At 59.3% G+C, this 26,011-nt stretch carries 33 protein-coding genes; 31 read left to right on the plus strand and 2 right to left on the minus strand.

Features of this window, described 5'->3' with window-relative positions; all coding sequences use genetic code 11:
* Positions 1–86 precede the first annotated feature (86 nt).
* Both AC2FJ6_RS07245 and AC2FJ6_RS07250 read left to right on the plus strand, forming a co-directional pair.
* Entirely contained in the window at positions 87–758 is a 672-nt protein-coding gene (locus AC2FJ6_RS07245) for an HAD-IA family hydrolase (RefSeq protein ID WP_170769254.1), read from the plus strand.
* Positions 759–797: 39 nt separating this feature from the next.
* Positions 798–1,988 carry a DegT/DnrJ/EryC1/StrS family aminotransferase gene (locus AC2FJ6_RS07250; RefSeq protein ID WP_170788361.1) on the plus strand — a complete coding sequence of 397 codons (1,191 nt, stop codon included), beginning with the start codon at positions 798–800 and terminating at the stop codon, positions 1,986–1,988.
* 6 nt (positions 1,989–1,994) lie between these two features.
* Here AC2FJ6_RS07250 and AC2FJ6_RS07255 read toward each other — a convergent pair whose 3' ends face one another.
* On the minus strand, positions 1,995–3,062 hold the full coding sequence (locus AC2FJ6_RS07255; RefSeq protein ID WP_496668721.1) for a Hint domain-containing protein: 1,068 nt from the start codon (positions 3,060–3,062) through the stop codon (positions 1,995–1,997).
* Positions 3,063–3,269: 207 nt separating this feature from the next.
* Between AC2FJ6_RS07255 and AC2FJ6_RS07260 the strand changes: the two genes are divergently transcribed.
* Entirely contained in the window at positions 3,270–4,433 is a 1,164-nt protein-coding gene (locus AC2FJ6_RS07260) for an isovaleryl-CoA dehydrogenase (RefSeq protein ID WP_486533291.1), read from the plus strand.
* Between the two features lie 44 nt (positions 4,434–4,477).
* Here the strand turns inward: AC2FJ6_RS07260 and AC2FJ6_RS07265 are convergent, their stop codons facing one another.
* The gene (locus tag AC2FJ6_RS07265; RefSeq protein ID WP_170769258.1) at positions 4,478–5,083 is read right to left on the minus strand and encodes an OmpW/AlkL family protein; all 606 of its coding nucleotides are present in this window, start codon (positions 5,081–5,083) and stop codon (positions 4,478–4,480) included.
* A 136-nt stretch (positions 5,084–5,219) separates the two neighbouring features.
* Here AC2FJ6_RS07265 and AC2FJ6_RS07270 point away from each other — a divergent pair, with 136 nt between their 5' ends.
* The 28 genes from AC2FJ6_RS07270 (at position 5,220) to nuoK (ending at position 26,009) form a co-directional block, all read left to right on the plus strand.
* Positions 5,220–6,746: an AMP-binding protein gene (locus AC2FJ6_RS07270; RefSeq protein WP_496668723.1), complete on the plus strand. Its 1,527-nt coding sequence runs from the start codon at positions 5,220–5,222 to the stop codon at positions 6,744–6,746.
* Positions 6,743–7,249 (plus strand): hypothetical protein, encoded by a 507-nt coding sequence (locus AC2FJ6_RS07275; protein WP_170769260.1) that lies wholly within the window; start codon positions 6,743–6,745, stop codon positions 7,247–7,249. The genes AC2FJ6_RS07270 and AC2FJ6_RS07275 overlap by 4 nt, the downstream gene beginning before the upstream one ends.
* Positions 7,250–7,263: 14 nt before the next feature.
* On the plus strand, positions 7,264–8,868 hold the full coding sequence (locus AC2FJ6_RS07280; RefSeq protein WP_170769261.1) for a carboxyl transferase domain-containing protein: 1,605 nt from the start codon (positions 7,264–7,266) through the stop codon (positions 8,866–8,868).
* A gap of 1 nt (position 8,869) precedes the next feature.
* On the plus strand, positions 8,870–9,292 hold the full coding sequence (locus AC2FJ6_RS07285) for an ASCH domain-containing protein (RefSeq protein WP_170769262.1): 423 nt from the start codon (positions 8,870–8,872) through the stop codon (positions 9,290–9,292).
* Positions 9,293–9,295: 3 nt separating this feature from the next.
* Complete coding sequence (locus AC2FJ6_RS07290) at positions 9,296–11,224, plus strand: acetyl/propionyl/methylcrotonyl-CoA carboxylase subunit alpha (protein WP_496668725.1); 1,929 nt, start codon at positions 9,296–9,298, stop codon at positions 11,222–11,224.
* Between the two features lie 59 nt (positions 11,225–11,283).
* The gene (locus AC2FJ6_RS07295; RefSeq protein ID WP_170769264.1) at positions 11,284–12,138 is read left to right on the plus strand and encodes a hydroxymethylglutaryl-CoA lyase; all 855 of its coding nucleotides are present in this window, start codon (positions 11,284–11,286) and stop codon (positions 12,136–12,138) included.
* Positions 12,139–12,141: 3 nt separating this feature from the next.
* A complete protein-coding gene (locus AC2FJ6_RS07300) occupies positions 12,142–12,930 on the plus strand; it encodes a crotonase/enoyl-CoA hydratase family protein (RefSeq protein WP_480875246.1) in 789 nt (262 codons plus the stop codon).
* Positions 12,931–13,118: 188 nt separating this feature from the next.
* Entirely contained in the window at positions 13,119–13,484 is a 366-nt protein-coding gene (locus AC2FJ6_RS07305) for an NADH-quinone oxidoreductase subunit A (RefSeq protein ID WP_050602775.1), read from the plus strand.
* Positions 13,475–14,008, plus strand: a complete 534-nt coding sequence (locus AC2FJ6_RS07310; protein ID WP_037307875.1) for a NuoB/complex I 20 kDa subunit family protein — start codon at positions 13,475–13,477, stop codon at positions 14,006–14,008. Before AC2FJ6_RS07305 ends, AC2FJ6_RS07310 begins: the two co-directional genes overlap by 10 nt.
* A complete protein-coding gene (locus AC2FJ6_RS07315; protein ID WP_496668727.1) occupies positions 14,005–14,331 on the plus strand; it encodes an antibiotic biosynthesis monooxygenase in 327 nt (108 codons plus the stop codon). The genes AC2FJ6_RS07310 and AC2FJ6_RS07315 overlap by 4 nt, the downstream gene beginning before the upstream one ends.
* Positions 14,324–14,923, plus strand: a complete 600-nt coding sequence (locus tag AC2FJ6_RS07320; protein WP_170769267.1) for an NADH-quinone oxidoreductase subunit C — start codon at positions 14,324–14,326, stop codon at positions 14,921–14,923. Before AC2FJ6_RS07315 ends, AC2FJ6_RS07320 begins: the two co-directional genes overlap by 8 nt.
* Positions 14,924–14,928: 5 nt before the next feature.
* Entirely contained in the window at positions 14,929–15,105 is a 177-nt protein-coding gene (locus AC2FJ6_RS07325) for a hypothetical protein (protein WP_170769268.1), read from the plus strand.
* A gap of 1 nt (position 15,106) precedes the next feature.
* The gene (locus AC2FJ6_RS07330; protein ID WP_257599041.1) at positions 15,107–15,229 is read left to right on the plus strand and encodes a hypothetical protein; all 123 of its coding nucleotides are present in this window, start codon (positions 15,107–15,109) and stop codon (positions 15,227–15,229) included.
* Positions 15,229–16,452 (plus strand): NADH-quinone oxidoreductase subunit D, encoded by a 1,224-nt coding sequence (locus AC2FJ6_RS07335; RefSeq protein ID WP_170352614.1) that lies wholly within the window; start codon positions 15,229–15,231, stop codon positions 16,450–16,452. The genes AC2FJ6_RS07330 and AC2FJ6_RS07335 overlap by 1 nt, the downstream gene beginning before the upstream one ends.
* Complete coding sequence (gene nuoE, locus AC2FJ6_RS07340; protein ID WP_170769269.1) at positions 16,452–17,558, plus strand: NADH-quinone oxidoreductase subunit NuoE; 1,107 nt, start codon at positions 16,452–16,454, stop codon at positions 17,556–17,558. Before AC2FJ6_RS07335 ends, nuoE begins: the two co-directional genes overlap by 1 nt.
* A 30-nt stretch (positions 17,559–17,588) precedes the next feature.
* Positions 17,589–17,807, plus strand: a complete 219-nt coding sequence (locus AC2FJ6_RS07345) for a DUF5337 domain-containing protein (RefSeq protein ID WP_170769270.1) — start codon at positions 17,589–17,591, stop codon at positions 17,805–17,807.
* Between the two features lie 12 nt (positions 17,808–17,819).
* On the plus strand, positions 17,820–19,118 hold the full coding sequence (nuoF, locus tag AC2FJ6_RS07350; protein ID WP_170769271.1) for an NADH-quinone oxidoreductase subunit NuoF: 1,299 nt from the start codon (positions 17,820–17,822) through the stop codon (positions 19,116–19,118).
* A gap of 2 nt (positions 19,119–19,120) precedes the next feature.
* Positions 19,121–19,537, plus strand: coding sequence for an MAPEG family protein (locus AC2FJ6_RS07355; protein WP_170769272.1), 417 nt, complete (start codon positions 19,121–19,123; stop codon positions 19,535–19,537).
* On the plus strand, positions 19,537–19,920 hold the full coding sequence (locus tag AC2FJ6_RS07360) for a hypothetical protein (protein ID WP_170769273.1): 384 nt from the start codon (positions 19,537–19,539) through the stop codon (positions 19,918–19,920). The genes AC2FJ6_RS07355 and AC2FJ6_RS07360 overlap by 1 nt, the downstream gene beginning before the upstream one ends.
* 98 nt (positions 19,921–20,018) lie before the next feature.
* Positions 20,019–20,423, plus strand: a complete 405-nt coding sequence (locus AC2FJ6_RS07365) for a DUF5333 domain-containing protein (RefSeq protein WP_170769274.1) — start codon at positions 20,019–20,021, stop codon at positions 20,421–20,423.
* A 3-nt stretch (positions 20,424–20,426) separates the two neighbouring features.
* Positions 20,427–22,448, plus strand: coding sequence for an NADH-quinone oxidoreductase subunit NuoG (nuoG, locus tag AC2FJ6_RS07370; protein ID WP_170769275.1), 2,022 nt, complete (start codon positions 20,427–20,429; stop codon positions 22,446–22,448).
* Positions 22,445–22,660 carry a hypothetical protein gene (locus AC2FJ6_RS07375; protein ID WP_170769276.1) on the plus strand — a complete coding sequence of 72 codons (216 nt, stop codon included), beginning with the start codon at positions 22,445–22,447 and terminating at the stop codon, positions 22,658–22,660. The genes nuoG and AC2FJ6_RS07375 overlap by 4 nt, the downstream gene beginning before the upstream one ends.
* Complete coding sequence (nuoH, locus tag AC2FJ6_RS07380) at positions 22,653–23,690, plus strand: NADH-quinone oxidoreductase subunit NuoH (protein ID WP_170769277.1); 1,038 nt, start codon at positions 22,653–22,655, stop codon at positions 23,688–23,690. Before AC2FJ6_RS07375 ends, nuoH begins: the two co-directional genes overlap by 8 nt.
* Position 23,691: 1 nt before the next feature.
* Entirely contained in the window at positions 23,692–24,186 is a 495-nt protein-coding gene (nuoI, locus tag AC2FJ6_RS07385; protein ID WP_170769278.1) for an NADH-quinone oxidoreductase subunit NuoI, read from the plus strand.
* The gene (locus tag AC2FJ6_RS07390; protein WP_170769279.1) at positions 24,183–24,593 is read left to right on the plus strand and encodes a carboxymuconolactone decarboxylase family protein; all 411 of its coding nucleotides are present in this window, start codon (positions 24,183–24,185) and stop codon (positions 24,591–24,593) included. The genes nuoI and AC2FJ6_RS07390 overlap by 4 nt, the downstream gene beginning before the upstream one ends.
* Positions 24,590–25,192, plus strand: coding sequence for an NADH-quinone oxidoreductase subunit J (locus AC2FJ6_RS07395; protein WP_170752153.1), 603 nt, complete (start codon positions 24,590–24,592; stop codon positions 25,190–25,192). Before AC2FJ6_RS07390 ends, AC2FJ6_RS07395 begins: the two co-directional genes overlap by 4 nt.
* Positions 25,192–25,707, plus strand: coding sequence for a hypothetical protein (locus tag AC2FJ6_RS07400; protein ID WP_170769280.1), 516 nt, complete (start codon positions 25,192–25,194; stop codon positions 25,705–25,707). Before AC2FJ6_RS07395 ends, AC2FJ6_RS07400 begins: the two co-directional genes overlap by 1 nt.
* The gene (nuoK, locus tag AC2FJ6_RS07405) at positions 25,704–26,009 is read left to right on the plus strand and encodes an NADH-quinone oxidoreductase subunit NuoK (RefSeq protein WP_005984024.1); all 306 of its coding nucleotides are present in this window, start codon (positions 25,704–25,706) and stop codon (positions 26,007–26,009) included. The genes AC2FJ6_RS07400 and nuoK overlap by 4 nt, the downstream gene beginning before the upstream one ends.
* Positions 26,010–26,011: the final 2 nt, after the last annotated feature.

The following is a 26,011-nucleotide window of genomic DNA, read 5'->3' on the forward strand; positions in this document are numbered from 1 at the left end:
GGGCAAAGGCGCAAGCGGTTCGGGCATCAAACTAAATTGCCGTTTGCAACACGACGTGGCGAAAACCCGCCGAGGCAGGAGGCTCTATGCGTACCGTAATCTTCGATCTGGACGGAACTTTGGCGGATACATCCGGCGATCTACTAGAGGCCGCGAACCATTGTTTCCGTCATATGGGCCATGGTGATGTGCTGATCCACGGGCAGGACGCGGGCGTGGCACTTCGGGGTGGTCGGATGATGCTGAGCCACGGGTTGAAGCGTGTTGGCGCTTTCGAAGAAGAGACCATTTCGGACTATTACCCGATGTTGTTGGAGGCCTATGCGCGGGCCATCGACACCCATACCACCTTCTATCCCGGCGCGTTGGACGCGGTTGAGGCGCTGAAAGCGGCCGGTTACGGCGTGGGCATCTGCACCAACAAGCCCGAGGCGCTGGCGCATCAGTTGCTGTCACAGATGGGAGTGCGGGATCAGTTCGCCGCTCTGGTCGGGGCGGATACGTTGCCCGTGCGCAAACCCGACCCCGAACCGCTGCGCGAGGCTGCGCGGCGGGCAGGTGGTCATCCCGACCTGTGTGTTCTGATCGGCGACTCCGATACCGACCGGAACACGGCAAAGGCGGCGGGCGTGCCTTCGGTTCTGGTTACATTCGGCCCTTCTGGTGACGATATGGCCGCGCTGGAGCCCGAGGCGTTGCTGCATCATTTCGATGATCTGCCCCGCGTGGTCGAGGGGTTGATTGGTGCGGCGGCTTAGTCTCTTGACCCAAGCGGGCGTCAGGACCAGAACTGAGCTATGACCGAGATATTCACTGGCAGCTTCACTCAGCAGGAACCCATCCCCGAAGAGGCGGTCGAGGCCGCGCTCGCTGTACTGCGCCATGGGCGGTTGCACCGATATAACGTGGTGCCCGGAGAACTGGGCGAAACCGCGCTGCTGGAGCAGGAATTCGCGGCGCAGATGGGGGCGAAATACTGTCTGGCGGTATCCTCGGGCGGATATGCGCTGGCCACGGCCCTGCGCGCCGTTGGGGTGCAGCCGGGTGATCCGGTGCTGACCAATGCTTTCACGCTGGCGCCGGTGCCGGGGTCAATCGCCTCGGTCGGGGCGAGGCCTGTGTTCGTGGGCGTGACCGAAGGGTTGGTGGTTGATCTGGACGATCTTGAAGCCAAGCTGGATCAGGCGCGAGTGCTGATGCTCAGCCATATGCGCGGGCATCTGTGCGACATGGACCGGCTGATGCAGATGTGCGACGCCGCAGGAGTGATCGTGATCGAGGACTGCGCCCATACGATGGGGGCAGCGTGGCGCGGGCAATTGTCGGGGCGGCAGGGGGCCATTGGGTGTTATTCCTGCCAGACCTACAAGCATGTGAACTCGGGTGAGGGCGGCTTGCTGGTCACCGATGATGAGGAACTTGCAGCGAAGGCGACGATGTTGTCGGGCTCGTATATGCTGTACGAACGTCATCTGGCCGCACCGGGGCCAGAGGTGTTTGAGCGGATCAAATATAACACCCCCAATGTCTCGGGCAGGATGGATAACCTGCGGGCGGCGATCCTGCGGCCTCAACTGCGGGATCTGGACCAGCAGGTTTCGCGCTGGAACGAACGCTATGCTGAGATCGAAGATGGTCTGCGCGACACGCCCGGCCTAACTATTGTCGAACGGCCCGAAGGTGAGACCTATGTGGGCTCATCCATTCAATTCCTGTTGCTGGATTGGTCGCCCGAGCGTATCGCCGAGGTGATCCACCGCTGCGCTGCGCGTGGGGTCGAGTTGAAGTGGTTCGGTGGGGCCGAGCCCACTGGTTTTACCTCGCGATACGACAGTTGGCGCTATGCGGATAGTGCGCCTTTGCCTGCCAGTGACCGGGTGCTGGCGGGGATCATGGATATGCGGGTGCCGCTGACGTTCTCGCTGGAAGATTGCCGCCTTATTGCGCGGATCATCCGGGCCGAGGTTGGCGCGGTCTATCAATCCTGACCAGCGCTAATGCGCGCGCTGGTCCAGCGGGTGTTTGTTGTTTTTACCCAGACGCTCGACAAACCGTTTTTGCTGTTTGATCTGCGGGATGGTCTGCTGCGAGGTTGACGGGGTGACGGCTGTCAGGCCCGGGAACAGCAGGTGGAGCTCCTCCAACGCCTCGGCAGATAGGGCTGACAGAGACATCGGCGACAGCAACATGCTTTCACTGGGGGCGCCGTTCGCAAATACAATTTCATGGTCATCGAAAAGCAGATGGAAATAAGTCGTCGCACACGCCTGCGCCTCGACTTCTACCTCTGGCAGGGCGGTCAGCCGAATGGCTGAGATCAGAACCTCGCGCGCGCCAAACATACGTTCTGCCACGGGCGACGAGGCCTGCATCCGGTGCTGTCGTGACACCAACAAATCCGTATGCGGCATCCCTTGTCCAAGCGCACCTTTGGCAATGCGGATCGGAAGCAGCTTGGGTTCAGCCGTCATCTCGGCCTTGGAAACATGTCGCCGCCCGACCCATTTCAAAGCTTTGGCCCCCGATTGCGTCATCACCAGATCGCCGGCCTTCAACTGTTCGACGGGGATTTCACCATGTTCTGTGTCGATCAGCGTTCCCTGACAGAAACAGATCAGAAGCGAGATGTTGTCGACAATCGCGCCAAGGCTGTCATCTACGCCGATTTCGGTGAATCGCAGCGTGTAGTCACCCGCCTCGGGGAAATCGACGTCTATGATGATTGTTGTGAAGCTGGCCTCAGTTGGCAGAACGGTCATGGTTGAAATCACGATGCCGTCGCTGTCCACGATTTCGACCGTGAACCCATCGGTGCCCGCGTTACCCAACGAGGCTGTGCGCAATGCTGTATCGAATTCCAAAATACCCGAATGCGCATCGTCCAGCGTAAACGTCTGTTCCAAAACGGTGGTGAAACCCGAGCGGCCATCCAATTCTGAAACCAGGTTCCTTGAACCATTTCCAAGGAAGGCAAGCTCGGGGTTGATTTCCACGTCGGTGCCCGACCAGTTCGAGCGGCCGCTGCTGAAATCTCCGTTAATAATCACATTCGTTGGGGCCATGGGATCTGCTTTCTAAATGATTTTCGACTCAACGCATGTCGGCGAGACCCTATTGGCTCAGCGTCGGGACGACAATGTGTTGAAATCGTGAAGATACTCTGAATCCGAGGTTTTTTTGAGTGATTGCGCCAGGTTCTTGACGTCCGCGCTTGTCCGTGTCAAATTATTTGAACAAGTGTTCATTAATCCAGTTGGAGGAAGTCGGAAATGTTCACGGCCACAATGCAGTTCGATCTGGGTGAAGATGTGAATGCCCTGCGGGAGATGGTTCATCGCTGGGCGCAGGAGCGGGTCAAACCGATGGCTGCCGAGGTCGACAAATCCAACGCCTTTCCCAATGACTTATGGCGCGAGATGGGTGATCTGGGGATGTTGGGTATTACCGTACCCGAGGAATATGGCGGAGCGGGGATGTCCTATCTGGCCCATACCGTCGCAGTTGAAGAGGTGGCGCGGGCTTCGGCCTCGGTTTCGTTGTCATATGGGGCGCATTCAAATCTATGCGTCAACCAGATCAAGCTGAATGGGACGGACGAACAGAAAGCAAAATACCTGCCGCGACTTGTCTCGGGTGAACATGTTGGCGCGCTGGCCATGTCCGAGGCCGGAGCCGGATCGGATGTGGTGTCAATGAAGCTGCGCGCCGAAAAACGCAACGACCATTACCGGCTGAATGGCAGCAAATACTGGATCACCAATGGGCCGGACGCGGATACTCTGGTCGTCTATGCCAAAACCGACCCGGAGGCGGGATCGCGCGGAATCACCGCTTTTTTGATCGAGAAAGAGATGACCGGGTTTTCGACATCCCCGCATTTCGACAAGCTAGGGATGCGTGGGTCAAACACGGCCGAGCTGATCTTTGAAGATGTCGAGGTTCCGTTCGAAAACGTGTTGGGCGAGGAGGGCAAGGGCGTCGCGGTTTTGATGTCCGGTCTGGATTATGAACGCGTGGTGCTGGCCGGGATCGGCACCGGTATCATGGCTGCCTGTCTTGATGAGATCATGCCCTATCTGGCCGAGCGCAAGCAATTCGGCAAACCTATCGGGTCGTTCCAGCTGATGCAGGGCAAGATCGCCGATATGTATACAGCGATGAACTCGGCGCGGGCCTATGTCTATGAGGTCGCCAAAGCCTGTGATCGGGGGGATGTGACACGGCAGGATGCGGCGGCATGTTGCCTCTATGCGTCCGAGGCGGCGATGACGCAGGCGCATCAGGCGGTGCAGGCGATGGGCGGGGCCGGGTTCCTGTCGGATTCTGCCGTCAGCCGGATTTTCCGCGATGCGAAGCTGATGGAGATCGGTGCAGGCACCAGCGAAATCCGCAGGATGCTGATTGGCCGTGAGTTGATGAGTGAGATGTCGTGACGAAAAACGCCCCGCAACAGGATGCGGGGCGCAGAAGTGTTGGATCAGAAACGATGGACGTAGGAAACGCCAATCAGCCAGGGGTCGATCTCGGCTTCGCCGATATCGGCACCATCAAGCGACACGTCCGAGTCGATGTCGAACCAGCGCACGTTCAGACGTACGGCACCTTGTTCGGTGATGGCGTAGTCCAGACCGGCTTGCAACGCGAGGCCGACCGAGTTGTCCAGCTCAAGATCGCCCAAGGCAGAGCTTTCATCAAAGAAGATCGTGTAGTTGATGCCGGCACCGACATAGGGTTTCCAGGCGGTGCCTGTGTCGAAGTGGTAGTTCAACGACAGGGTGGGCGGCAGATGCTTGAGGCTGCCTGCGTCGACGCTGCCCCCCAGCGTGACTTCATGGCTGAACGGGGTTGCAGCCAGCAGCTCGATGCCCAGATTGTCGCGGACAAAGTATTCAACGGTGAAGATTGCGCTGACGTCGGAATCGACTTCGGCGTCCAGCCCGGCCAGCGTACCGTTATCGGATTTGGGCTCCAGATACCCCGCACCGATACCAACGGTCCAGTCACCCTGGTTCTGAGCAAGAACAGGAGAAGCAAGCGCCACAAGCGCAGTGGAAAGTGTCAAAGCGGCGAGTTTTTTGGTCATTTCATGGCCTCTGAATGTTTTGATGCTTCGGTTTTGCATCAACCGACCCCTGCCAACTCTGATCTGTGTCAAGTTTCTGTGACAGTTGGGGTGTGCGCGAAAAGGAAAAATCTCTTTGAATCAGGAGGTTCAAGCCATGTGTCCCGCTAGAAACATACCAGGTATGCTGGGTGTGGGTGGCAGGGATGTGCCAGACCGACTCAATATGGCGGCGCAATGTCTGGCGCAGCCGCATGATCAGGTTGCAGTCGTTGATCTGACACGCGATGCGCGAAAGGACATAACGTTCCGGTATCTTGCGCGGATGACGGATGGCATTGGGCAGGTGTTGCAACAACGGATCAGGCCCGGTGATCGGGTCGGTGTATTGCTTAGTCAGTCGCCTTGGTGTGCGGCGGCGCATCTGGCGATCTGGAAACTGGGCGCGATCTCGGTGCCTTTGTTCAAGCTGTTCCAACGCGATGCGCTGGCGTCACGCGCGGGCGACGCCGGGGTGCAGGTTGTGCTGACGGATGCCGAGGGGCAGACGCTGCTGAGTGGGTTGGCGGATCCGCTGCGTGTCGACCAAATCGCGCCGTCGGATCAGACGCTACCCTTTGCCGATACCGGCCCCGAGGATCCGGCGGTGCTGATCTATACCTCGGGCACCACGGGCAGCCCCAAGGGCGCGCTGCACGGGCACCGGGTGCTGACGGGCCATTTGCCGGGTGTCTCGATCAGCCACAACCACCTGCGCGACGGCGATTGCCTGTGGACCCCCGCCGACTGGGCGTGGATCGGTGGGCTGTTTGACGTGCTGATGCCAGGTCTGGCGCTGGGCATTCCGGTGGTCGCTGCGCGGCTTGAGAAGTTCACGCCCGAGGCCTGCGCCGATGTGGTCGCGCGCGGCGGGGTGCGCAACGTTTTCTTTCCGCCCACCGCGCTGCGGATGTTGAAAGCGGCGGATCAGGCCATTCCCGGTCTGCGTTCGGTCGCCTCGGGCGGCGAGCCGCTGGGGGCCGAGATGTTGTCTTGGGGGCAGCAGGCGTTCGGTTTGACGATCAACGAATTCTATGGGCAGACCGAATGCAACATGGTCGTGTCCTCCTGCGCCGAGGATTTCCCGGTGCGTCCCGGCTGTATCGGCAAACCTGTTCCGGGGCATGAGGTTGCGGTGATCGACGAGGCTGGCAATCCGACCAGCGACGAGGGCGACGTGGCCATCCGGCGCGGCTCGGCCTCGATGCTCTTGGAATACTGGAACCGGCCTGAGGCAACAGCTGAGAAGTATCGTGGCGACTGGCTGATCACCGGCGACCGTGGCGTGTGGGTGGGTGACTATCTGCGCTTCGTGGGGCGCGATGATGACGTGATTACGTCGGCCGGATACCGGATCGGCCCCGCCGAAATCGAGGATTGCCTGCTGACCCACCCGGCAGTGGCGACCGTGGGCGTGGTCGGCAAGCCCGACAAGCTGCGGACCGAGATCGTCAAGGCCTACGTGGTTTTGAAGCCGGGGGGCGAAGCGTCTGGCGCAGAGTTGCAGGATTGGGTCAAGGATCGTCTGGCGCAATACTCCTATCCGCGCGAGGTGGCGTTTCTGGATGAACTGCCGATGACGGTGACGGGGAAGGTTATTCGTAAGGAATTAAAGGCGCGGGCGGCGAATGAGTGTGCCAAATGAAGTTTAGCATTAAGGTGTCACTTTGGGTTAATGCTTTGACGACCGTATTCGGAATGCAGTCGTGGGCAGATACAGTCGGACCTTCGAAATTTGAGGCCGGCGCCTTTTTGACAGCTTGCACGGAACTTGTTCCCGATGTTCCTCTGGCCATTCCGATGGATGCTCAATGCATATCTCAGGGCCGCAAAATGTGTGAGTTAGCTGCCTTCGACGCACCTCCTGAAACATGTTTGTTAGAGGTGACACGTTGGATGCAAAACGAAGTGGCGTTGAAATGGTCGCTCATCCCCGATGACATACGTCTCGACCACGCTGAGCCTCCTACTGCAGAAGAAATGGTGAATGACGGAATGCTGGCTTCTCTCAGCAGCATGATGCCAAGTTGTGAAACGGTCCAGATCGATGGAGTTTCTAAAGGAGCTTTGTGTGAATACACGAATGCCTTGGCCGGATGGCACGCACTACGAGTTCTTCAACGCTCGGCGAGCGAAACCAATCAATAGTGGAGTGCACAGAGATGAAACTCACATCCAAAGCGATGCCCATGTCCGAAGCCTTCAAGGCCAACCGAACCGCTCATCTCGACGCGCTGGCGCAAATCTCAACCGCTGCAGAGGCCGCCCGAATGGGCGGCGGTGAGAAATCCCGCGCGCGGCATGAAGCCCGTGGCAAGATGCTCCCCAGACGCCGGGTGGCGAACCTGCTGGACGCGGGGTCTCCGTTTCTGGAAATCGGCGCGACGGCTGCGCATGGGATGTATGGCGATGCCGCGCCCTGTGCCGGGGTGATCGCGGGTATTGGCCGGGTGCAGGGGCGCGAGGTCATGGTGGTGTGCAACGACGCCACCGTGAAGGGCGGCACCTACTATCCAATGAGCGTCAAGAAACACCTGCGGGCACAGGAGATTGCCGAGGAAAACCATCTGCCCTGCATCTATCTGGTCGATAGTGGCGGTGCGAACCTGCCCAATCAGGATGAGGTTTTCCCGGACCGCGACCACTTTGGCCGCATCTTCTACAATCAGGCGCGGATGAGCGCCAAGGGGATTACTCAGATCGCGGTGGTGATGGGGTCGTGCACGGCAGGTGGGGCTTATGTGCCCGCGATGTCGGATGTGACGATCATCGTCAAGGAACAGGGCACGATCTTTCTGGCCGGTCCGCCTCTGGTCAAGGCCGCAACGGGCGAGGTGGTCAGCGCCGAGGATCTGGGCGGTGGTGACGTACATACGCGTCTGTCCGGCGTGGCGGACTATCTGGCCGAGGATGATGCGCATGCACTGGCTTTGGCGCGCCGCGCCGTAGGCTCGCTGAACCTGCGCAAAGCGCAGACGGTGGATTGGGCCAGCCCCGAGGACCCGGCCTATGACCCCGAGGAAATCCTTGGTGTTGTCCCCGCCGATCTGCGCACGCCCTATGATATCCGCGAGGTGATTGCGCGGCTGGTCGATGGCTCGCGCTTCGATGAGTTCAAGCCGCGCTTCGGGGAAACGCTGGTAACCGGCTTTGCTCATGTTAAAGGCTGCCCGGTTGGGATCATCGCCAATAACGGCGTGCTGTTTTCCGAGGCGGCGCAAAAGGGCGCGCATTTTGTCGAACTGTGTTCTCAGCGTCGCATCCCGCTGGTGTTCCTGCAGAACATCACCGGGTTTATGGTCGGCCGCAAATACGAGAACGAGGGCATCGCGCGGCACGGGGCCAAGATGGTGACGGCGGTGGCGACGACCTCGGTGCCGAAGGTCACGATGCTGGTGGGCGGGTCATTTGGCGCGGGGAACTATGGCATGGCAGGACGGGCATATCAGCCCCGGTTCTTGTGGACCTGGCCGAACTCGCGCATCTCTGTCATGGGCGGTGAACAGGCCGCAGGCGTTTTGGCCACCGTCAAACGCGACGGGATCGAGCGGCAGGGTGGTACGTGGTCGACCGAGGAAGAGGCCGAATTCAAACGCCCGACCTTGGACATGTTCGAGGAGCAGTCGCACCCACTCTATGCCTCGGCGCGGCTCTGGGATGACGGCATCATCGACCCGCGCAAAACGCGCGATGTGTTGGCCTTGTCGCTGAGTGCGGCGTTGAATGCTCCGATCGAGGAGACACGCTTTGGCGTGTTCAGGATGTAAAATGGTCGATCTGGAAAAACTGAAATCACGCTACCCCGGTGCGCAGACCTTCAAGTTCGGAGACAATGCAAAGCTAAGCGCCGAGTTGTTGGCGTTGGTGCGCGCAGGAAAGAAAACCGCGACCTGCGGTGCGTTGCGAGACTATCCTGAGGGCAGCGCGGACACTCCGGTTGTGGGGCGGCGCGATATCGCTCTGGATTGGGATGATCGCCCAGCTTTGGTCATCGAAACGGTCGAAGTTTCGATCTGCCGCTATTGCGATGTGACCGAGGAGTTTGCGTTGGCCGAAGGCGAGAATGAGACGCTTGAGGGGTGGCGCGAAGATCACCGCCGGTACTTTGAACGAAATGGCGGGTTCGAGCCCGAGATGGAGCTGCTCTGCGAACGGTTCCGGTTGGTCGAAGATCTGACGGTTGAGGGGTAAGTCATGTTCACCAAAATCCTGATTGCCAACCGGGGTGAGATTGCTTGTCGGGTGATCGAGACCGCCCAAAAGATGGGTGTGGCCTGCGTTGCGGTCTATTCTGATGTGGACGCCTCGGCCAAGCATGTGCAGATGGCGGACGAAGCAGTGCATATCGGTGGTGCGGCCCCGGCGGAGAGTTATCTGAAGGGCGACACGATCATTCAGGCGGCGCTCGACACCGGAGCGCAGGCGATCCATCCGGGATACGGGTTTCTGTCCGAGAACCCCGATTTCGTCGATGCGGTCGAGGCGGCAGGCCTTACCTTCATCGGGCCTTCGGCGGATGCGATCCGCAAGATGGGCCTCAAGGATGCTGCCAAAGTCTTGATGGAACAGGCGGGCGTGCCTGTGGTGCCGGGCTATCATGGCGACAATCAGGACCCCGAGCATTTGGCCGGTGCCGCGGACACAATCGGCTACCCTGTTCTCATCAAAGCTGTTGCAGGTGGCGGCGGAAAAGGTATGCGGCTGGTTGAACGTGCCGAAGATTTCGCAGACGCGCTGCACAGCGCGCGAGGCGAGGCGCGCACCGCTTTTGGCAACGACGCCGTTCTGGTCGAGAAATTCGTCTCCAAACCGCGCCATATCGAGGTGCAGGTTTTCGGCGACGGCACCCATGCGGTGCATTTGTTCGAACGCGATTGCTCGTTGCAGCGGCGGCACCAGAAGGTGATCGAAGAGGCTCCGGCACCCGGTATGACGGCTGAAATGCGCGAAGCGATGGGGCAGGCCGGTGTACGCGCCGCCGAGGCGATTGGCTATAAGGGCGCGGGTACGGTTGAATTCATCGTTGATGCCTCGGACGGGCTGCGGCCGGATCGGTTCTGGTTCATGGAGATGAACACGCGCCTGCAGGTGGAACATCCTGTGACCGAGGCGATTACCGGGGTTGATCTGGTGGAATGGCAGTTGCGCGTGGCGGCGGGCGAGACGCTGCCGAAACAGCAGGGTGACCTTTCTATATCGGGTCACGCGTTCGAGGCGCGGCTGTATGCCGAGGACGTGCCCAAAGGCTTCCTGCCTGCCACGGGGACGTTGACGCATCTGCACTTCCCGGCGCTCTGCCGGGCCGACAGCGGTGTGCGGGCAGGGGATACGATCAGTCCGTGGTATGACCCTATGATTGCCAAGGTCATCGTCCACGGCCCTACGCGCGACATTGCGCTGGAACAGTTACACCGTGCGTTGCGTCAGACTGAGGTCGCGGGCACTGTAACCAACCTTGCCTTTCTGGGCGCGCTGACGCGCCATCAGGGGTTCGCGTCGGGTGATGTGGATACCGGGCTGATCGGGCGTGATCTGGATGGGTTGGTTCAGACCTCGGCAACCTCAACGCGTGCTGCAGTTGCGGCGGCCATGACCGCTGCGGGTTTGGTGGACACATGCGAGGAGACTGGGTTCTCGCTGTGGGCGCCTCTGCATCGTGCTGTTCAGCTTGTGGCGGATGACGTGATTGATCTGGATGTGCAGGTCGAAGGTCCGAACCGGCAGGTCTGGCACATCGGCAACGAGACGATTCTGGCCGAACGTAGCGCGGGGAACTGGACTATCGGTGGTGCAGCTATGCCGCGCGTTTCAGTCGCTGGTTCCAAGATCACGGTATTCGAGGGTTATGGCCAGGTGTTCGAGATGATCGACCCGCTGGACCGCGATACCAGCGCCATTGGCAATACCAATGTGATCGAGGCCCCGATGCCCGGTCTGGTCAAGGCGGTCTTTGCGCAGTCTGGGCAGGCTGTGGCCGAGGGCGACCGGTTGGCCATCCTTGAGGCTATGAAGATGGAGCATTCGTTGCTGGCAGCCCGCGATGGCGTCGTGGCCGAAGTGCTGGTCGAGGCGGGCGCTCAGGTCGAGGCCGGGGCCGCACTGGTCCGGCTGGAGGAGGAATGACCTGTTCCTGCCGCCTTAGCCGTGGCACAGTTGGATCAACAGCTTAGCGGAGGAGTAAGATGGGCGATCGGGTCGAGATATTCGAAGTGGGGCCGCGCGACGGGCTGCAGAATGAACAGCGGGAAATCCCGGTAGCGGAAAAGATCGCTCTGGTGGATTGCCTCAGCCGCGCCGGGTTCAACCGGATCGAGGTGGCCAGCTTTGTCTCGCCCAAATGGGTGCCGCAGATGGCAGGTAGTGCCGAGGTGCTGGCCGGGATCAGCCGGGCCGATGGAATCCGCTATGCTGCGCTGACACCGAATATGCGTGGATATGAGGACGCGTTGGCCGCTAAAGCGGATGAGATTGCAGTGTTTGCCTCGGCGTCCGAGGGGTTCTCGAAGGCCAATATCAACGCGACGATTGCAGAATCTATCGAACGCTTTACCCCGATCCTTGAGGCCGCGCGCCATATCGATCTGCCGGTGCGGGGCTATGTGTCTTGCGTGACCGACTGCCCTTATGACGGTCCGACCGCACCTGAAAAAGTGGCCGAGGTGGCGGACAAGCTGTTTGCGCTGGGCTGCTATGAGGTCTCGCTGGGCGATACCATCGGAAAGGGGACGCCGGATACCATCGCTCATATGCTGCTGGCGGTGCGTGACAGGGTGCCGGTCACGCGGTTGGCGGGGCATTTCCATGACACCAATGGGCGCGCCATCGACAATATCGACGCTGCACTTGCGCTGGGTGTTCGCAGTTTCGATACGGCAGTTGGCGGATTGGGCGGATGCCCTTATGCGCCTGGCGCGGCTGGCAATGTCGCGACCGAAGCGGTTGTCGCTCATCTGGAACGATTGGGGTATGAGACGGGCATAGACATGGCCACAGTAGAAGAGGCCGCGCAGATGGCGCGCGCCATGCGGGCGGAGTAAGGGATGTTCGAAACGATCTCGGTTACGTCGGATGCGCGTTGTGTTGCCACTCTGACGCTGAACCGCCCAGAAAAACACAATGCCATGTCGGCGCAAATGATTTCCGAACTGACGCAGGCGGCTGCGCAGTTGGGGGCCGACGACGCAGTTCGGGTGGTCGTTCTGACCGGCGCGGGCAAAAGCTTCTGCGCCGGAGGTGATCTGGGCTGGATGCAGGCGCAGATGGCGGCTGACCCCGCAACCCGTTTCGTTGAAGCACGCAAACTGGCCGAGATGTTGCAGGCCTTGAACACGATGCCCAAACCGTTGATCGGCTTGGTGCAGGGAAACGCATTCGGAGGCGGGGTGGGGCTGGCCTCGGTCTGCGATATCGCCATTGGGGTTGATACGCTGAAGATGGGGCTGACCGAAACCCGGTTGGGTTTGATCCCGGCGACCATTGGCCCCTATGTGATCTCCCGTATGGGCGCGGCGCGTGCACGGCGCGTCTTCATGTCGGCGCGCCTCTTCGATGCCGCCGAAGCCGTTCAGCTTGGGCTGTTGGCCAAGACAGTCCCGGTAGATGATCTGGCTGATGCGGTTGAGGCCGAAGTTGCTCCCTATCTGTCCTGTGCGCCTGGCGCGGTCGCCTCGGCCAAGGCGCTGGTGCGTGATCTGGGACCGCGGATTGACGACACCGTGATCGACCAGACCATCCGCGCCTTGGTGGACCGGTGGGAAACCGATGAAGCGCAGGAGGGAATCGCCGCTTTTTTCGAGAAACGAAAAGCTGCATGGATTGAAAAGGTTTAGCTGATAGTCCCAATCCAGCGGGGCGGGGAATCGCCGTGGTGAACCAACCCGTATTGGCAAGCGGATATTTCACGCCCTGCGCGTTTGTGTTCGGTTGACCCTCTGACCCCGCAGGGATAGAGAATGTCCAGTCAACACGCCAATTGACGGCGCACCCTTTGGGGGTATGCGCAGGAAAGGAGCTATTCGTGGAAGACCTGCTGCGGGAGTACCTCCCGATTCTGGTGTTTCTGGCCGTTGCCGTAGGCCTTGGGATCGTCCTGATTCTGGCCGCTGTGGTTTTGGCTGTCCGTAATCCCGACCCTGAAAAGGTCAGCGCATATGAATGTGGCTTCAACGCCTTTGACGATGCGCGGATGAAGTTCGATGTCCGGTTCTACCTAGTCTCGATCCTATTCATCATCTTCGATCTAGAAATCGCCTTCCTGTTCCCCTGGGCCGTTGGCTTCAAAGACATCAGCGATGTGGGATTCTGGTCCATGATGGTGTTCCTTGGCGTTCTGACCATCGGCTTTGCCTATGAATGGAAGAAAGGGGCCCTGGAATGGGAGTGATGACGGGTGCAAACACCGCTGGCGTCGACAAGGAAGTCGCCACCCAGGCCCTGAATGCGGAACTGCAGGACAAAGGGTTTCTGCTGACCTCGACCGAGGACATCATTAACTGGGCGCGTACCGGATCTTTGCACTGGATGACCTTCGGTCTGGCCTGCTGCGCGGTTGAGATGATGCACACCTCGATGCCACGCTATGATGCGGAACGGTTTGGCATCGCACCGCGTGCCTCCCCGCGTCAGTCCGACGTGATGATCGTGGCCGGGACGCTGACCAACAAGATGGCCCCTGCGCTGCGCAAGGTCTATGACCAGATGCCCGAGCCGCGTTATGTCATCTCGATGGGGTCCTGCGCCAATGGGGGCGGGTACTACCACTATTCCTATTCTGTCGTGCGCGGCTGTGACCGGATCGTGCCCGTGGATATCTACGTGCCCGGTTGCCCCCCGACCGCCGAGGCGCTGCTGTACGGCCTGATGCAGCTGCAACGCAAAATTCGCCGCACGGGGACGATTGTCCGATGAGTGCTGCTGTCGTCAGGCGCTGGGAAGCCGTTGTCGCTCGGGAGGATGTTCCGGGCTGGGTTGAGACATTTCGTACTCGTGCTTTGCCCGGAATGCGCACCCTGAACGGGTTCCTGTCAGTTTCCTTCTTGGTCAGACGCGAGCAGGACCCTTGCCACATCGTCGTGCCGACAAAATGGCGCGATATGGCGGCTATTGTGGCCTACGCTGGCCAAAACGCCGAAAAGACGGTCATGCCTGATTTTATGGCGAAGTTTTTCAAGTCATACGATGCCGAAGCAACGTTTTATGACGAAGTTCTTCAGGAGGGACGCGATGAGTGAAGCGCTCAAAGAACTCGGCGCGCAGCTTGAGCTGAAGCGGGCCGATTGTGTTCTGTCCTGGGATGTGACCCATGGCGAACTGAACGTGGATGTGGCCCCATCGAACCTTGTGGAATTCGTGGAATTCCTGCGGACGGACCAGAACTGCAAGTTCTCGTCTCTGGTTGATATCACCGGCGTCGATTACCCCGAACGGGCCAAGCGGTTCGATGTGGTTTATCACTTCTTGTCGATGTACCAGAACCAGCGCATTCGCCTGCGGGTTTCGGTGCGCGAAGAGGATATGGTGCCTTCGATCGTGGATGTTCACCCCTCGGCCAACTGGTTCGAACGTGAGGTGTTCGACATGTTCGGCATCCTGTTCTCGGGTCACCCCGACCTGCGGCGGATCCTGACTGACTATGGCTTCCGCGGCTATCCGCTGCGCAAGGATTTCCCGACGACGGGCTATACCGAGGTTCGCTATGACGAGGCTGAAAAGCGCGTCGTATACGAACCGGTCAGTCTGGTGCAGGAATACCGGCAGTTCGATTTCATGTCCCCATGGGAAGGTGCGAATTACATCCTACCAGGGGATGAAAAACAGGAGTAGCCATCATGTTTGAGTTCCTGATCTGGATAGTTCTGGTGGTCGTAACGATCGTACCGATGATCAAGCTACTGCCGCATTTCGGGATCAACAAGAACTGGGCGTTTGCCTGCGTCATCTCTCCGGCTGTGATTGTCCTTTTGTGGATGATGGCCATGAAGCTGCAAGAGATGGAGCGACACTGACATGATGGGCGAACTGATCATTTTGGGCGCTTTGGGCGTCTTGCTTGCAGGGGCCGCAGCCAAGGCGGCTGAGGCCGAAAAGGTCCGGGTTCGGGCCGAGGCAAAGAAGAAACGAGGGCGTTGATGGACGGCTCAAGATACGATGACGGCAGCACGGACGCGCTGAGCGGAGAACAGAAGATCCGCAACTTCAACATTAACTTCGGCCCGCAACACCCAGCGGCTCACGGGGTTCTGCGTCTGGTTCTTGAGCTGGACGGCGAGATCGTCGAACGCTGCGACCCGCATATCGGTCTGCTGCACCGTGGCACCGAAAAGCTGATGGAAAGCCGGACGTATCTGCAAAATCTGCCGTATTTCGACCGTCTGGACTACGTGGCGCCGATGAACCAGGAACATGCCTGGTGTTTGGCCATTGAGAAACTGACCGGCGTGGAAGTGCCGCGCCGGGGTTCGCTGATCCGGGTTTTGTATTCCGAGATCGGGCGCATCCTGAACCACCTGCTGAACGTGACCACGCAGGCGATGGACGTGGGCGCTCTAACGCCGCCGCTCTGGGGATTTGAAGAACGCGAAAAGCTGATGGTGTTCTATGAGCGTGCCTGTGGTGCCCGCCTGCATGCCGCTTATTTCCGCCCCGGTGGTGTGCATCAGGACCTGCCGCCAGAACTGCTGGATGATATCGAAGCGTGGAGCCACGAATTCCCCGCCGTTCTGGACGACATTGACGGGCTGCTGACCGAAAACCGCATCTTCAAACAGCGCAACGCCGATATTGGCGTCGTGACCGAGGATGACATTCAGAAATACGGTTTCTCGGGCGTGATGGTGCGCGGCTCGGGTCTGGCATGGGATTTGCGTCGTGCGCAGCCCTATGAATGCTATGACGAGTTCGAGTTCCAGATCCCTGTCGGCAAGAACGGCGACTGCTATGACCGTTACCTCGTCCGCATGGAGGAAATGCGTCAGTCGCTGTTGATCATCCGCCAAGCCATCGCCAAAATCCGCGAATGCCCCGGTGACGTGCTGGCACGCGGAAAGATCACCCCGCCGAAACGCTCAGACATGAAGACCTCGATGGAGAGCCTGATCCATCACTTCAAGCTTTATACCGAGGGCTTCCACGTCCCTGCAGGCGAGGTCTATGCCGCCGTCGAAGCCCCTAAAGGTGAGTTCGGCGTCTATCTGGTGGCCGACGGCACCAACAAACCCTACCGCGCCAAACTGCGCGCGCCGGGCTTCCTGCACCTGCAAGCCATGGACCACGTCGCCGGAGGGCACCAACTGGCCGACGTCGCCGCCATCATCGGCACCATGGATGTCGTATTTGGAGAGATTGACCGCTAATGCTCCGCCGTCTTCACCCCGAACAACCCGATGCTTTCGCCTTCACTGCTGCCAACCAGCAATGGGCCGAAGCACAGATCACCAAATACCCCGAGGGTCGCCAGGCCAGCGCGGTGATCCCGCTGCTGTGGCGCGCGCAAGAGCAGGAGGGGTGGCTGTCCCGTCCGGCAATCGAATCCGTCGCCGAGATGCTGGGCATGGCCTATATCCGCGTGCTTGAGGTCGCCTCGTTCTATTTCATGTTCCAACTGCAACCGGTTGGATCGGTGGCGCATATTCAGGTGTGCGGCACGACGTCCTGCATGATCTGCGGGGCCGAGGACTTGATCACGGTCTGCAAGGAAAAGATCGCGGCCAAGCCGCACGCGCTGTCCGCCGATGGCAAGCTGAGCTGGGAAGAGGTCGAATGCCTCGGCTCTTGCACTAACGCGCCGATGGCGCAGATCGGCAAGGATTACTACGAAGACCTGACCGCAGAGAGCTTTGGCAAGATCATCGATGATCTGGTGGCGGGCAAGGTTCCGACTCCGGGTCCGCAGAATGGGCGCTATGCAGCGGAACCGCTCAGCGGACTCAGCAGCCTGGCGGAGTACGAGGCGGGCAAGCCTGAATACAATGCCAGTGTTGAGCTGGCGACCGATTTGGGTGACACCGTCAAGCGCATCGACGGGACCGAGGTTCCGATCCTGACCCCGTGGTTGGGCAAGGATGGCAAGACGGCGGCAAGCAAATCGGCCCCGAAACCTCCGAAGGAAGGCGCGACGCCGAAACCTGCTGTGAAGCAGGCTGAAGAGGCGAAGGCCAAAGCGGCGGATGAGGACCAGCCCGAAACGCTAACCGCAGCGCGCGGTGGCAAGGCCGATGATCTGAAGATGCTGAAAGGTGTAGGGCCGAAGCTGGAAGAAAAGCTGAACGATCTGGGCGTCTACCACTATGACCAGATCGCGAATTGGACGGCCGGGAATATCGCTTGGGTGGACGCTCGGTTGAAGTTCAGGGGGCGGATTGAACGCGATGGCTGGGTTGCGCAGGCAACCAGTCTGGCTGCGGGGGAAGAGACCGATTTTGCCAAACGTGCCAAGGAAGACGGCACTTACGAGGATTAAGCGGGTGCCCATCCGGGGCATCGGGATGAGATGGACAAAGACAAGGAACAGGCCATAGCCCGAAAGGGCCGTCACATCGGCATCGTCATCGCTGCGACGATGGTGCTGTGGCTTGTCATGTCTTTTGTTGGTCCGCAGTTGGGGCTGCCGGGCCGATATGCGCTGCTGTTTGATTTTGCCGCACTGGCGGGATTCTTCTATGCGGGCGTCAACATTTTTCAACTCTGGCGTATGCGTCAGGACAGCTGAAGGTAACACGCGATGCTGAAGGATCAGGACCGGATCTTTACCAACATCTACGGGATGCATGAGCGCACATTGCGGGGCGCGCAGGTGCGCGGGCATTGGGACGGCACGGCTGGCCTGATCGAAAAGGGCCGCGACTGGATTATCCAGACGATGAAGGACTCGGGCCTGCGCGGTCGTGGCGGTGCGGGCTTTCCGACCGGTTTGAAATGGTCGTTCATGCCCAAGGAAAGCGACGGTCGTCCGGCCTATCTCGTTGTGAATGCGGATGAATCCGAGCCCGGCACCTGCAAAGACCGAGAGATCATGCGCCATGATCCGCACACGCTGATCGAGGGCTGTCTGATCGCCTCTTTCGCGATGAATGCACATACTTGCTACATCTATCTACGCGGCGAATACATTCGCGAGCGTGAGGCGCTGCAGGCGGCGATTGATGAAGCCTACGACGCTGGTCTGCTGGGCAAGAACGCTGCCGGTTCGGGCTGGGATTTCGACCTGTTCCTGCATCACGGGGCCGGGGCCTATATCTGTGGTGAGGAAACCGCCCTGATCGAAAGCCTTGAGGGCAAGAAGGGCATGCCGCGGATGAAACCTCCGTTCCCGGCGGGCGCAGGCCTCTATGGCTGCCCAACGACCGTGAACAATGTGGAATCGATTGCCGTTGTGCCGACGATCCTGCGCCGAGGCGCGGATTGGTTTGCGGGCTTTGGCCGTCAGAACAACGCGGGCACCAAGCTTTTTGCGATCTCGGGCCATGTGAACAATCCCTGCGTGGTCGAAGAAGCGATGTCGATCTCGTTTGAGGAACTGATTGAGACCCATTGCGGCGGTATTCGCGGCGGCTGGGACAATTTGCTGGCTGTGATTCCGGGCGGCTCGTCTGTTCCTTGCGTGCGCGGTGAAAACATGCGCGACGCGATCATGGATTTCGATTACCTGCGCAACGACCTGGGCTCGGGCCTGGGAACGGCGGCGGTGATCGTGATGGACAAATCCACCGATATCATCAAGGCAATCTGGCGGCTGTCGAAGTTCTACAAGCACGAAAGCTGTGGCCAGTGTACGCCGTGCCGCGAAGGCACCGGCTGGATGATGCGCGTGATGGATCGTCTGGTGCGCGGTGAGGCTGAGCTGGAAGAGATCGACATGCTGTTCGATGTGACCAAACAGGTCGAAGGTCACACAATCTGCGCCTTGGGCGACGCGGCTGCTTGGCCGATCCAGGGTCTGATCCGCAATTTCCGCGAAGAGATCGAGGATCGCATCAAGGCACAAAAATCCGGTCGCAGCGGCGCGATGGCGGCGGAGTAAACATGGACGTCTTCGCAGAATACGGCCACGCAATTGCCTCGGTGATGGTTTTCACCCTGGTGGTGCTTTTCATGGCTCCGTTCACGGCACTGGCAAAGACGGCCAAGGGGCTGGCACCGGGGGCTACACCGTCGCAAGACTATGCAGATAAGGCCTATCGACTGAACCGAGCCTATTTGAACGGGACGGAAACCCTGCCTGCTTTTGCAGCAGTGGTCGTGGCGGCGGTTCTGATGGGGGTCAGCCCGTTCTGGGTGAACCTACTGGCGTCGATCGCACTGGTTGCGCGACTTGTGATGCTGGTAGTGCATATTCGTGGAATCGGAAAGCCAAACAGTGGGTTGCGTTCGGTTCTTTATGTGTTGGGGTGGGTCTGCATGTTCGTGATAGGCCTGATGGCACTGGTGGCGGCGTTCTGATGCAGCAGGTAGATTTTTCATCTGTAAGAAAACGCGCGCGCCACCCCTTGGGTTTTGCGATCATCGCTTTGATGCTGGTGTCGGCCTGCGGCGTCATAACACCGTCCTCACAGCGTGTGGCCTTTGACGGTCACTTCTTCAAAACCAAGGTCAAGCAGGTGGACAAAAAGGCCTCGCCTACGGATTTTACCGTCCTGGTAAACGACGTCTCGACCTCGCTGGACGGCGCGCGCGCGGCAGCACAGCATGAGGCTATCAAGTTCTGCATTGCCAATTTTGGCTCGTCCCGTATCGACTGGGCCGTGGGGCCGTTTACAGAGACGGAAAAACTGCGCATCAGCGATGACAAGATCACCTTTATCGGGCGGTGCCGTCGTCCATGACGCGATTTTCCGCATATCACGCAGGGTTGCGCGACGTGTTATTGCATAGCGCAGCGCACACCGGTCGTCTTGGGTTTCCCAAGACGAAAGGATCTGTGATGTCTGGAATGAAGATGCTGACCTTGGCCGCCGTGCTGACCCTGCCGGTCTCAGCGGATGCCAAACCGCCTTTGCGCGAGGTCAAAGAGATTGACGATCAGCTTTACTATATCGCCATCGCAAATGAGATTTCCGAGATTTGCCCCACCGTCAGTGGGCGACGGCTCAAGGCGATTGGCGTGTTGTGGGATCTTCGGTCGAAAGCGAACAAACTGGGGTACTCGGACAAGGAAATCCGGGCGTATATCGAATCCGATGCTGAAAAAGACCGGATGCGCGCCAAGGGCGAGGCGTATCTGGCGCAGCAGGGGGTGACGTATGACTCTCCTGAAACATTCTGCTCGTTGGGGCAGAAGGAAATCGAAAGAAACAGCGCCATTGGCGTTTATTTGAGGGCGAACTAGACCATGTCTGACCTCCGCAAGATCAATATCGACGGGCAGGAAATCGAAGTCGATGGTGCGATGACCCTGATTCAGGCGTGTGAAGAGGCCGGGGTCGAGGTGCCGCGTTTCTGCTACCACGAACGTCTGTCGATTGCCGGGAACTGCCGGATGTGTCTGGTTGAGGTTGTGGGCGGCCCGCCGAAACCCGCCGCGTCCTGCGCGATGCAGGTGCGCGACTTGCGGCCGGGGCCGGAAGGCCAGCCGCCAGTGGTCAAGACGAACTCGCCCATGGTCAAGAAGGCCCGCGAAGGCGTGATGGAGTTCCTGCTGATCAACCACCCTCTGGACTGCCCGATCTGCGATCAGGGCGGCGAGTGTGATCTGCAGGATCAAGCGATGGCCTATGGTTTGTCCGGCACGCGCTTCAAGGAAGCTAAGCGCGCAGTCGATGATCTGGATCTGGGGCCGTTGGTTGGAACGGCGATGACCCGTTGCATCAGCTGTACGCGTTGCGTGCGCTTCACGACCGAGGTCGCCGGGATTACTCAGATGGGCCAGACGGGGCGTGGCGAGGATGCCGAGATCACCTCGTACTTGAACCAGACGTTGGATTCGAACCTGCAGGGCAACATTATCGACCTTTGTCCGGTTGGGGCGCTGACCTCGAAGCCGTATGCGTTTACCGCCCGCCCTTGGGAATTGACCAAGACGGAAAGCATCGACGTGATGGATGCGTTGGGTTCGAATATCCGCGTGGACACCAAGGGCCGCGAAGTGATGCGGTTCCTTCCGCGCAACCATGACGGCGTGAACGAGGAATGGATCAGCGACAAGACGCGGTTTGTCTGGGATGGGCTGCGTCGCCAGCGTCTTGACAAGCCTTACGTGCGCGAAAACGGCAAACTGCGCCCGGCCTCGTGGCCCGAGGCGCTGACCAAGGCCGCGGAGGCGCTTAAAGGCGCCGAGAAGCTGGCCGGGATCGTGGGTGATCTTGTTCCGGTTGAGGGCGCCTTTGCATTGAAACAGATGATCGAGGGGCAGGGCGGTGTTGTCGAATGCCGCACGGACGGGGCTAAGCTGCCGGCGGGCAACCGTGCGGCCTATGCTGGCTCTGCTGCGATCGAGGATATCGACAGCGCCGAACGTATCCTGTTGATCGGCACCAACCCGCGCGACGAAGCTCCGGTTCTGAACGCCCGCATCCGCAAGGCGTGGGCGCATGGCGCTGAGGTTGCTCTGGTCGGGTCCGCCGTTGATCTGACCTATGAATATCACCATATGGGCGACGACCGCGCGGCGCTGCAAGCTGCGCTGGATATGGGCGGGGATGATGAGATCAAGGCCAAGCCGTCGCTGGTCATCGTGGGTCAGGGTGCCTTGCAAGAGGCTGACGGGGCCGCTGTTCTGGCCGCAGCGCAAACCATCGCTGCAAATACCGAAAGCGGCCTGATTGTTCTGCACACTGCTGCGTCTCGTGTAGGTGCGATGGATGTGGATGCTACCAACGAAGGCGGCATGGAAGCGGTCAGTGCCGCTGACGTGATCTACAACCTCGGCGCGGATGAGGTCGAGATTGGCGAGGGTGCCTTTGTGATCTATCAGGGTAGCCATGGCGACCGGGGCGCGCACCGTGCCGACGTGATCTTGCCTGGCGCGGCCTATACCGAGGAAAATGGCCTGTTCGTGAACACCGAAGGCCGTCCGCAACTGGCCATGCGCGCCGGGTTTGCACCGGGTGACGCCAAGGAAAACTGGGCAATCCTGCGGGCCTTGTCGGCCGAGTTGGGCGCGACACTGCCCTACGACTCGCTGGCACAACTGCGCACTGCATTGATCGAGGCGGTCCCGCATCTGGCGCAGATCGACGAAGTCGTCGAGAACGAAGTTCAAGCGCTGGAATCGGGAAAACTAGGTGATGCCAGCTTCCGATATGCGATCAAGGATTTCTATCTGACCAACCCTATCGCACGTGCCTCGCAGCTAATGGCCGAGCTTTCGGCGCAGGCACAGGCCCGCAAATCCGAAAAGATTGCGGCGGAATGAACCAGACAGTTTTCATATCGCAGGCAGGGGCGAGTGCCGGGTGGCAGATCGCCGCGCCCGAATTGCGTGTGAAATTCAACAATAAGGGTGGCGCAATGGCGGCAGATGCTGTTTACACCAACGCGCCGACCCAACCGCAAAATGCGCAGGCATATGGCCTTCGTATCGCACGCGGAAAACGGAATACCCACGGTGTGAGGACCAATGGCTGAATTCTTTAACACCCCAGGCGGAATTGCCATTATCATTCTGGCGCAAGTGCTTGCAGTCGTTGCCTTTGTGATGATCTCGCTCTTGTTCCTCGTTTATGGCGACCGCAAGATCTGGGCCGCAGTCCAGATGCGTCGGGGCCCCAACGTGGTGGGCGTCTATGGCCTGCTGCAATCGGTAGCGGATGCGCTGAAATACGTGGTGAAAGAGGTTGTCATTCCGGCAGGTGCCGACCGCACAGTATTCATGCTGGCACCGCTGACCTCCTTCGTGCTGGCGATGATCGCCTGGGCGGTGATCCCCTTCAACGATGGCTGGGTGTTGTCTGACCTGAACGTGGCGATCCTGTATGTCTTTGCCGTATCGTCGTTGGAAGTTTATGGCGTGATTATGGGCGGTTGGGCGTCGAACTCAAAGTATCCGTTCCTTGGGTCGCTGCGGTCTGCGGCGCAGATGATTTCGTACGAGGTCTCGCTGGGCCTGATCATTATCGGAGTGATCATCTCGACCGGGTCGATGAATTTTGGACACATCGTAGAGGCGCAGGACGGTCGGTTCGGCTTCTTCAGCTGGTATTGGCTGCCGCATTTCCCGATGGTTTTCCTGTTCTTTATCTCGGCACTGGCCGAAACCAATCGTCCACCGTTTGACCTGCCGGAGGCAGAATCGGAGCTGGTGGCAGGCTATCAGGTCGAATACTCGGCCACTCCTTTCCTGCTGTTCATGGCAGGTGAATACATCGCCATCTTCCTGATGTGCGCGCTGATCTCGCTGCTGTTTTTTGGTGGCTGGCTGTCGCCGATCCCGGGCCTGCCGGATGGCGTTCTGTGGATGGTCGCGAAGATGGCGTTCTTCTTCTTCCTCTTCGCGATGGTCAAGGCAATCACACCCCGCTACCGCTATGACCAGCTGATGCGGTTGGGCTGGAAAGTGTTCCTGCCATTCTCGCTGGTATGGGTGGTTTTCGTGGCCTTCGCGGCGAAATTCGACTGGTTCTGGGGCGCGTTCGCCCGTTGGAGCGTTGGAGGCTGATATGACCCAAATCGACTATACCCGCGCCGCCAAATACTTCCTTCTGCAGGACTTCTGGGTCGGCATGAAGCTGGGGTTGAAGTACTTCTTCGCCCCCAAGGCCACCGTGAACTACCCGCATGAAAAGGGCCCTCTTTCCCCGCGCTTTCGCGGTGAACACGCCCTGCGCCGCTATCCCAATGGCGAGGAGCGCTGCATTGCCTGTAAACTGTGCGAGGCGATCTGCCCGGCCCAAGCCATAACCATCGACGCCGAACCGCGCGAGGACGGCAGCCGCCGCACCACACGCTACGATATCGACATGACCAAGTGCATCTATTGCGGCTTCTGCCAAGAGGCCTGCCCGGTCGATGCCATCGTAGAAGGTCCGAATTTCGAATTCGCCACGGAAACCCGCGAAGAGCTTTTCTATGACAAGGAAAAACTCCTGTCGAATGGCGAGCGCTGGGAGGCTGAAATCGCCCGTAATCTGGAAATGGACGCGCCGTACCGATGAACGACAAAAGCTCGAACCCGTTTGAACTGATGATGAAACAGGCGCAGGACATGGCGAAGGCGATGAATCCGGCGATGGAGAACTTTTCGCCCAAAGGGTTCGAAGCGCTTTGGCCGACGATGCCGAAAGAGGTCATGGAAATGATGTTCGGCAACACCGTCAACAAGGACGGGCTGGACGCCAAGACCCGCCTGTTGCTGACGTTGGCCGGGCTGACCATGCAGGGCGCGCAAGCGGATTCAGCGGTACGTCAGACCGTGCGCCACGCGTTGGAGGCCGGTGCCAAGAAACAAGAGATCGTCGAAACGATCGGGCAGATGTCGGTCTTTGCCGGCATCCCGGCCATGACCCGTGCGCTGGAACTGGCGCAAGAGGTTCTGGGCGACAACGAGGATAAGGATCAATGACCGTCTTTGCCTTCTATCTGTTTGCCATCAGCGCCATCACCGGCGGCCTGTTCACGGTGATCAGCCGCCAGCCCGTGCACTCAGTGTTGTGGCTGATCCTGTCCTTCCTGTCCTCAGCGGGTCTGTTCGTGCTGCTGGGTGCCGAGTTCGTGGCGATGCTGTTGATCATCGTCTATGTCGGTGCGGTCGCGGTTCTGTTCCTGTTCGTGGTGATGATGCTCGACGTGGATTTTGCCGAGCTCAAGGCCGAGATGGCGCGCTATATGCCGCTGGCCCTGCTGATCGGTCTGGTAATCCTGATGCAGTTCGTCATGGCCTTTGGGGCCTGGGACAGCGCGCAGGGTGTTGAGGCCAATCTGGCGCAACCGGTTCCGACCGACCGCCACAATACCGAGGCTCTGGGCGTCATCCTGTACGATCAATACTTCCTTCTGTTCCAACTGGCGGGCTTGATCCTGCTGGTGGCAATGATCGGTGCCATCGTGCTGACCCTACGCCACCGTCAGGACATCAAGCGTCAGGACATCATCGGCCAGATGATGCGCGACCCGGCCAAGGCGATGGAGTTGAAGGACGTGAAACCGGGGCAGGGGTTGTGATGAACGTGCATTTCAAGTCGATTGCCGCTGCTGTTTTGTTAAGTGCTGTTTGTGTAGAAGCGTCAGCGTGTTCGATTGTATTCTTGAAGCCTTGGCAAAATGCCCGTGTTGTTCAAAAGGATGATTGCAGTTTCATAAATGGTGGTGATCAAGACTGGATCCAAGGCGGTGCGACCTTGGATTTAGGGAATGGCTTCGTTGGCCAGAAGATCGACAGAAGTGTGAATGTAATCGACTGCAATAATCGAACCGGGATCAACATTAGCGGACCAGTTGTCGGTTTGACATCGTGTGGCCCATCGATTGATGTCGATGAGATTTGGCCCTTGCCAACTGGATTGGTGCCGACCGCAGAAGGGCGACTGTCCGACTTAGCTGAACGGGCCTCTCGCCGCGACCTTGCTGTTCAATATGACGTCAACGAACGTTTCAAAACCGAGAAACGTAAAGACCGTTTCGATCAATTGTGCGGCTGCAAACTCTACTACCCCGACTCGCCAGGAGCGAAGCTATGATCGGACTTGAACACTATCTTACGGTCGCGGCGACGCTGTTCGTCATCGGCATCTTCGGTCTCTTCCTGAACCGCAAGAACGTCATCATCCTGCTGATGAGCATCGAATTGATGCTGCTGGCGGTGAATATCAACCTTGTGGCGTTTTCCAGTTTCCTGGGCGATCTGGTCGGGCAGGTGTTTACGTTGTTCGTGCTGACCGTCGCGGCGGCAGAGGCGGCGATTGGTCTGGCCATTCTGGTCTGCTTCTTCCGCAACCGCGGCACCATCGCGGTTGAAGACGTCAATATGATGAAGGGCTAAGA

Source organism: Ruegeria sp. CDSA089, assembly GCF_059612205.1.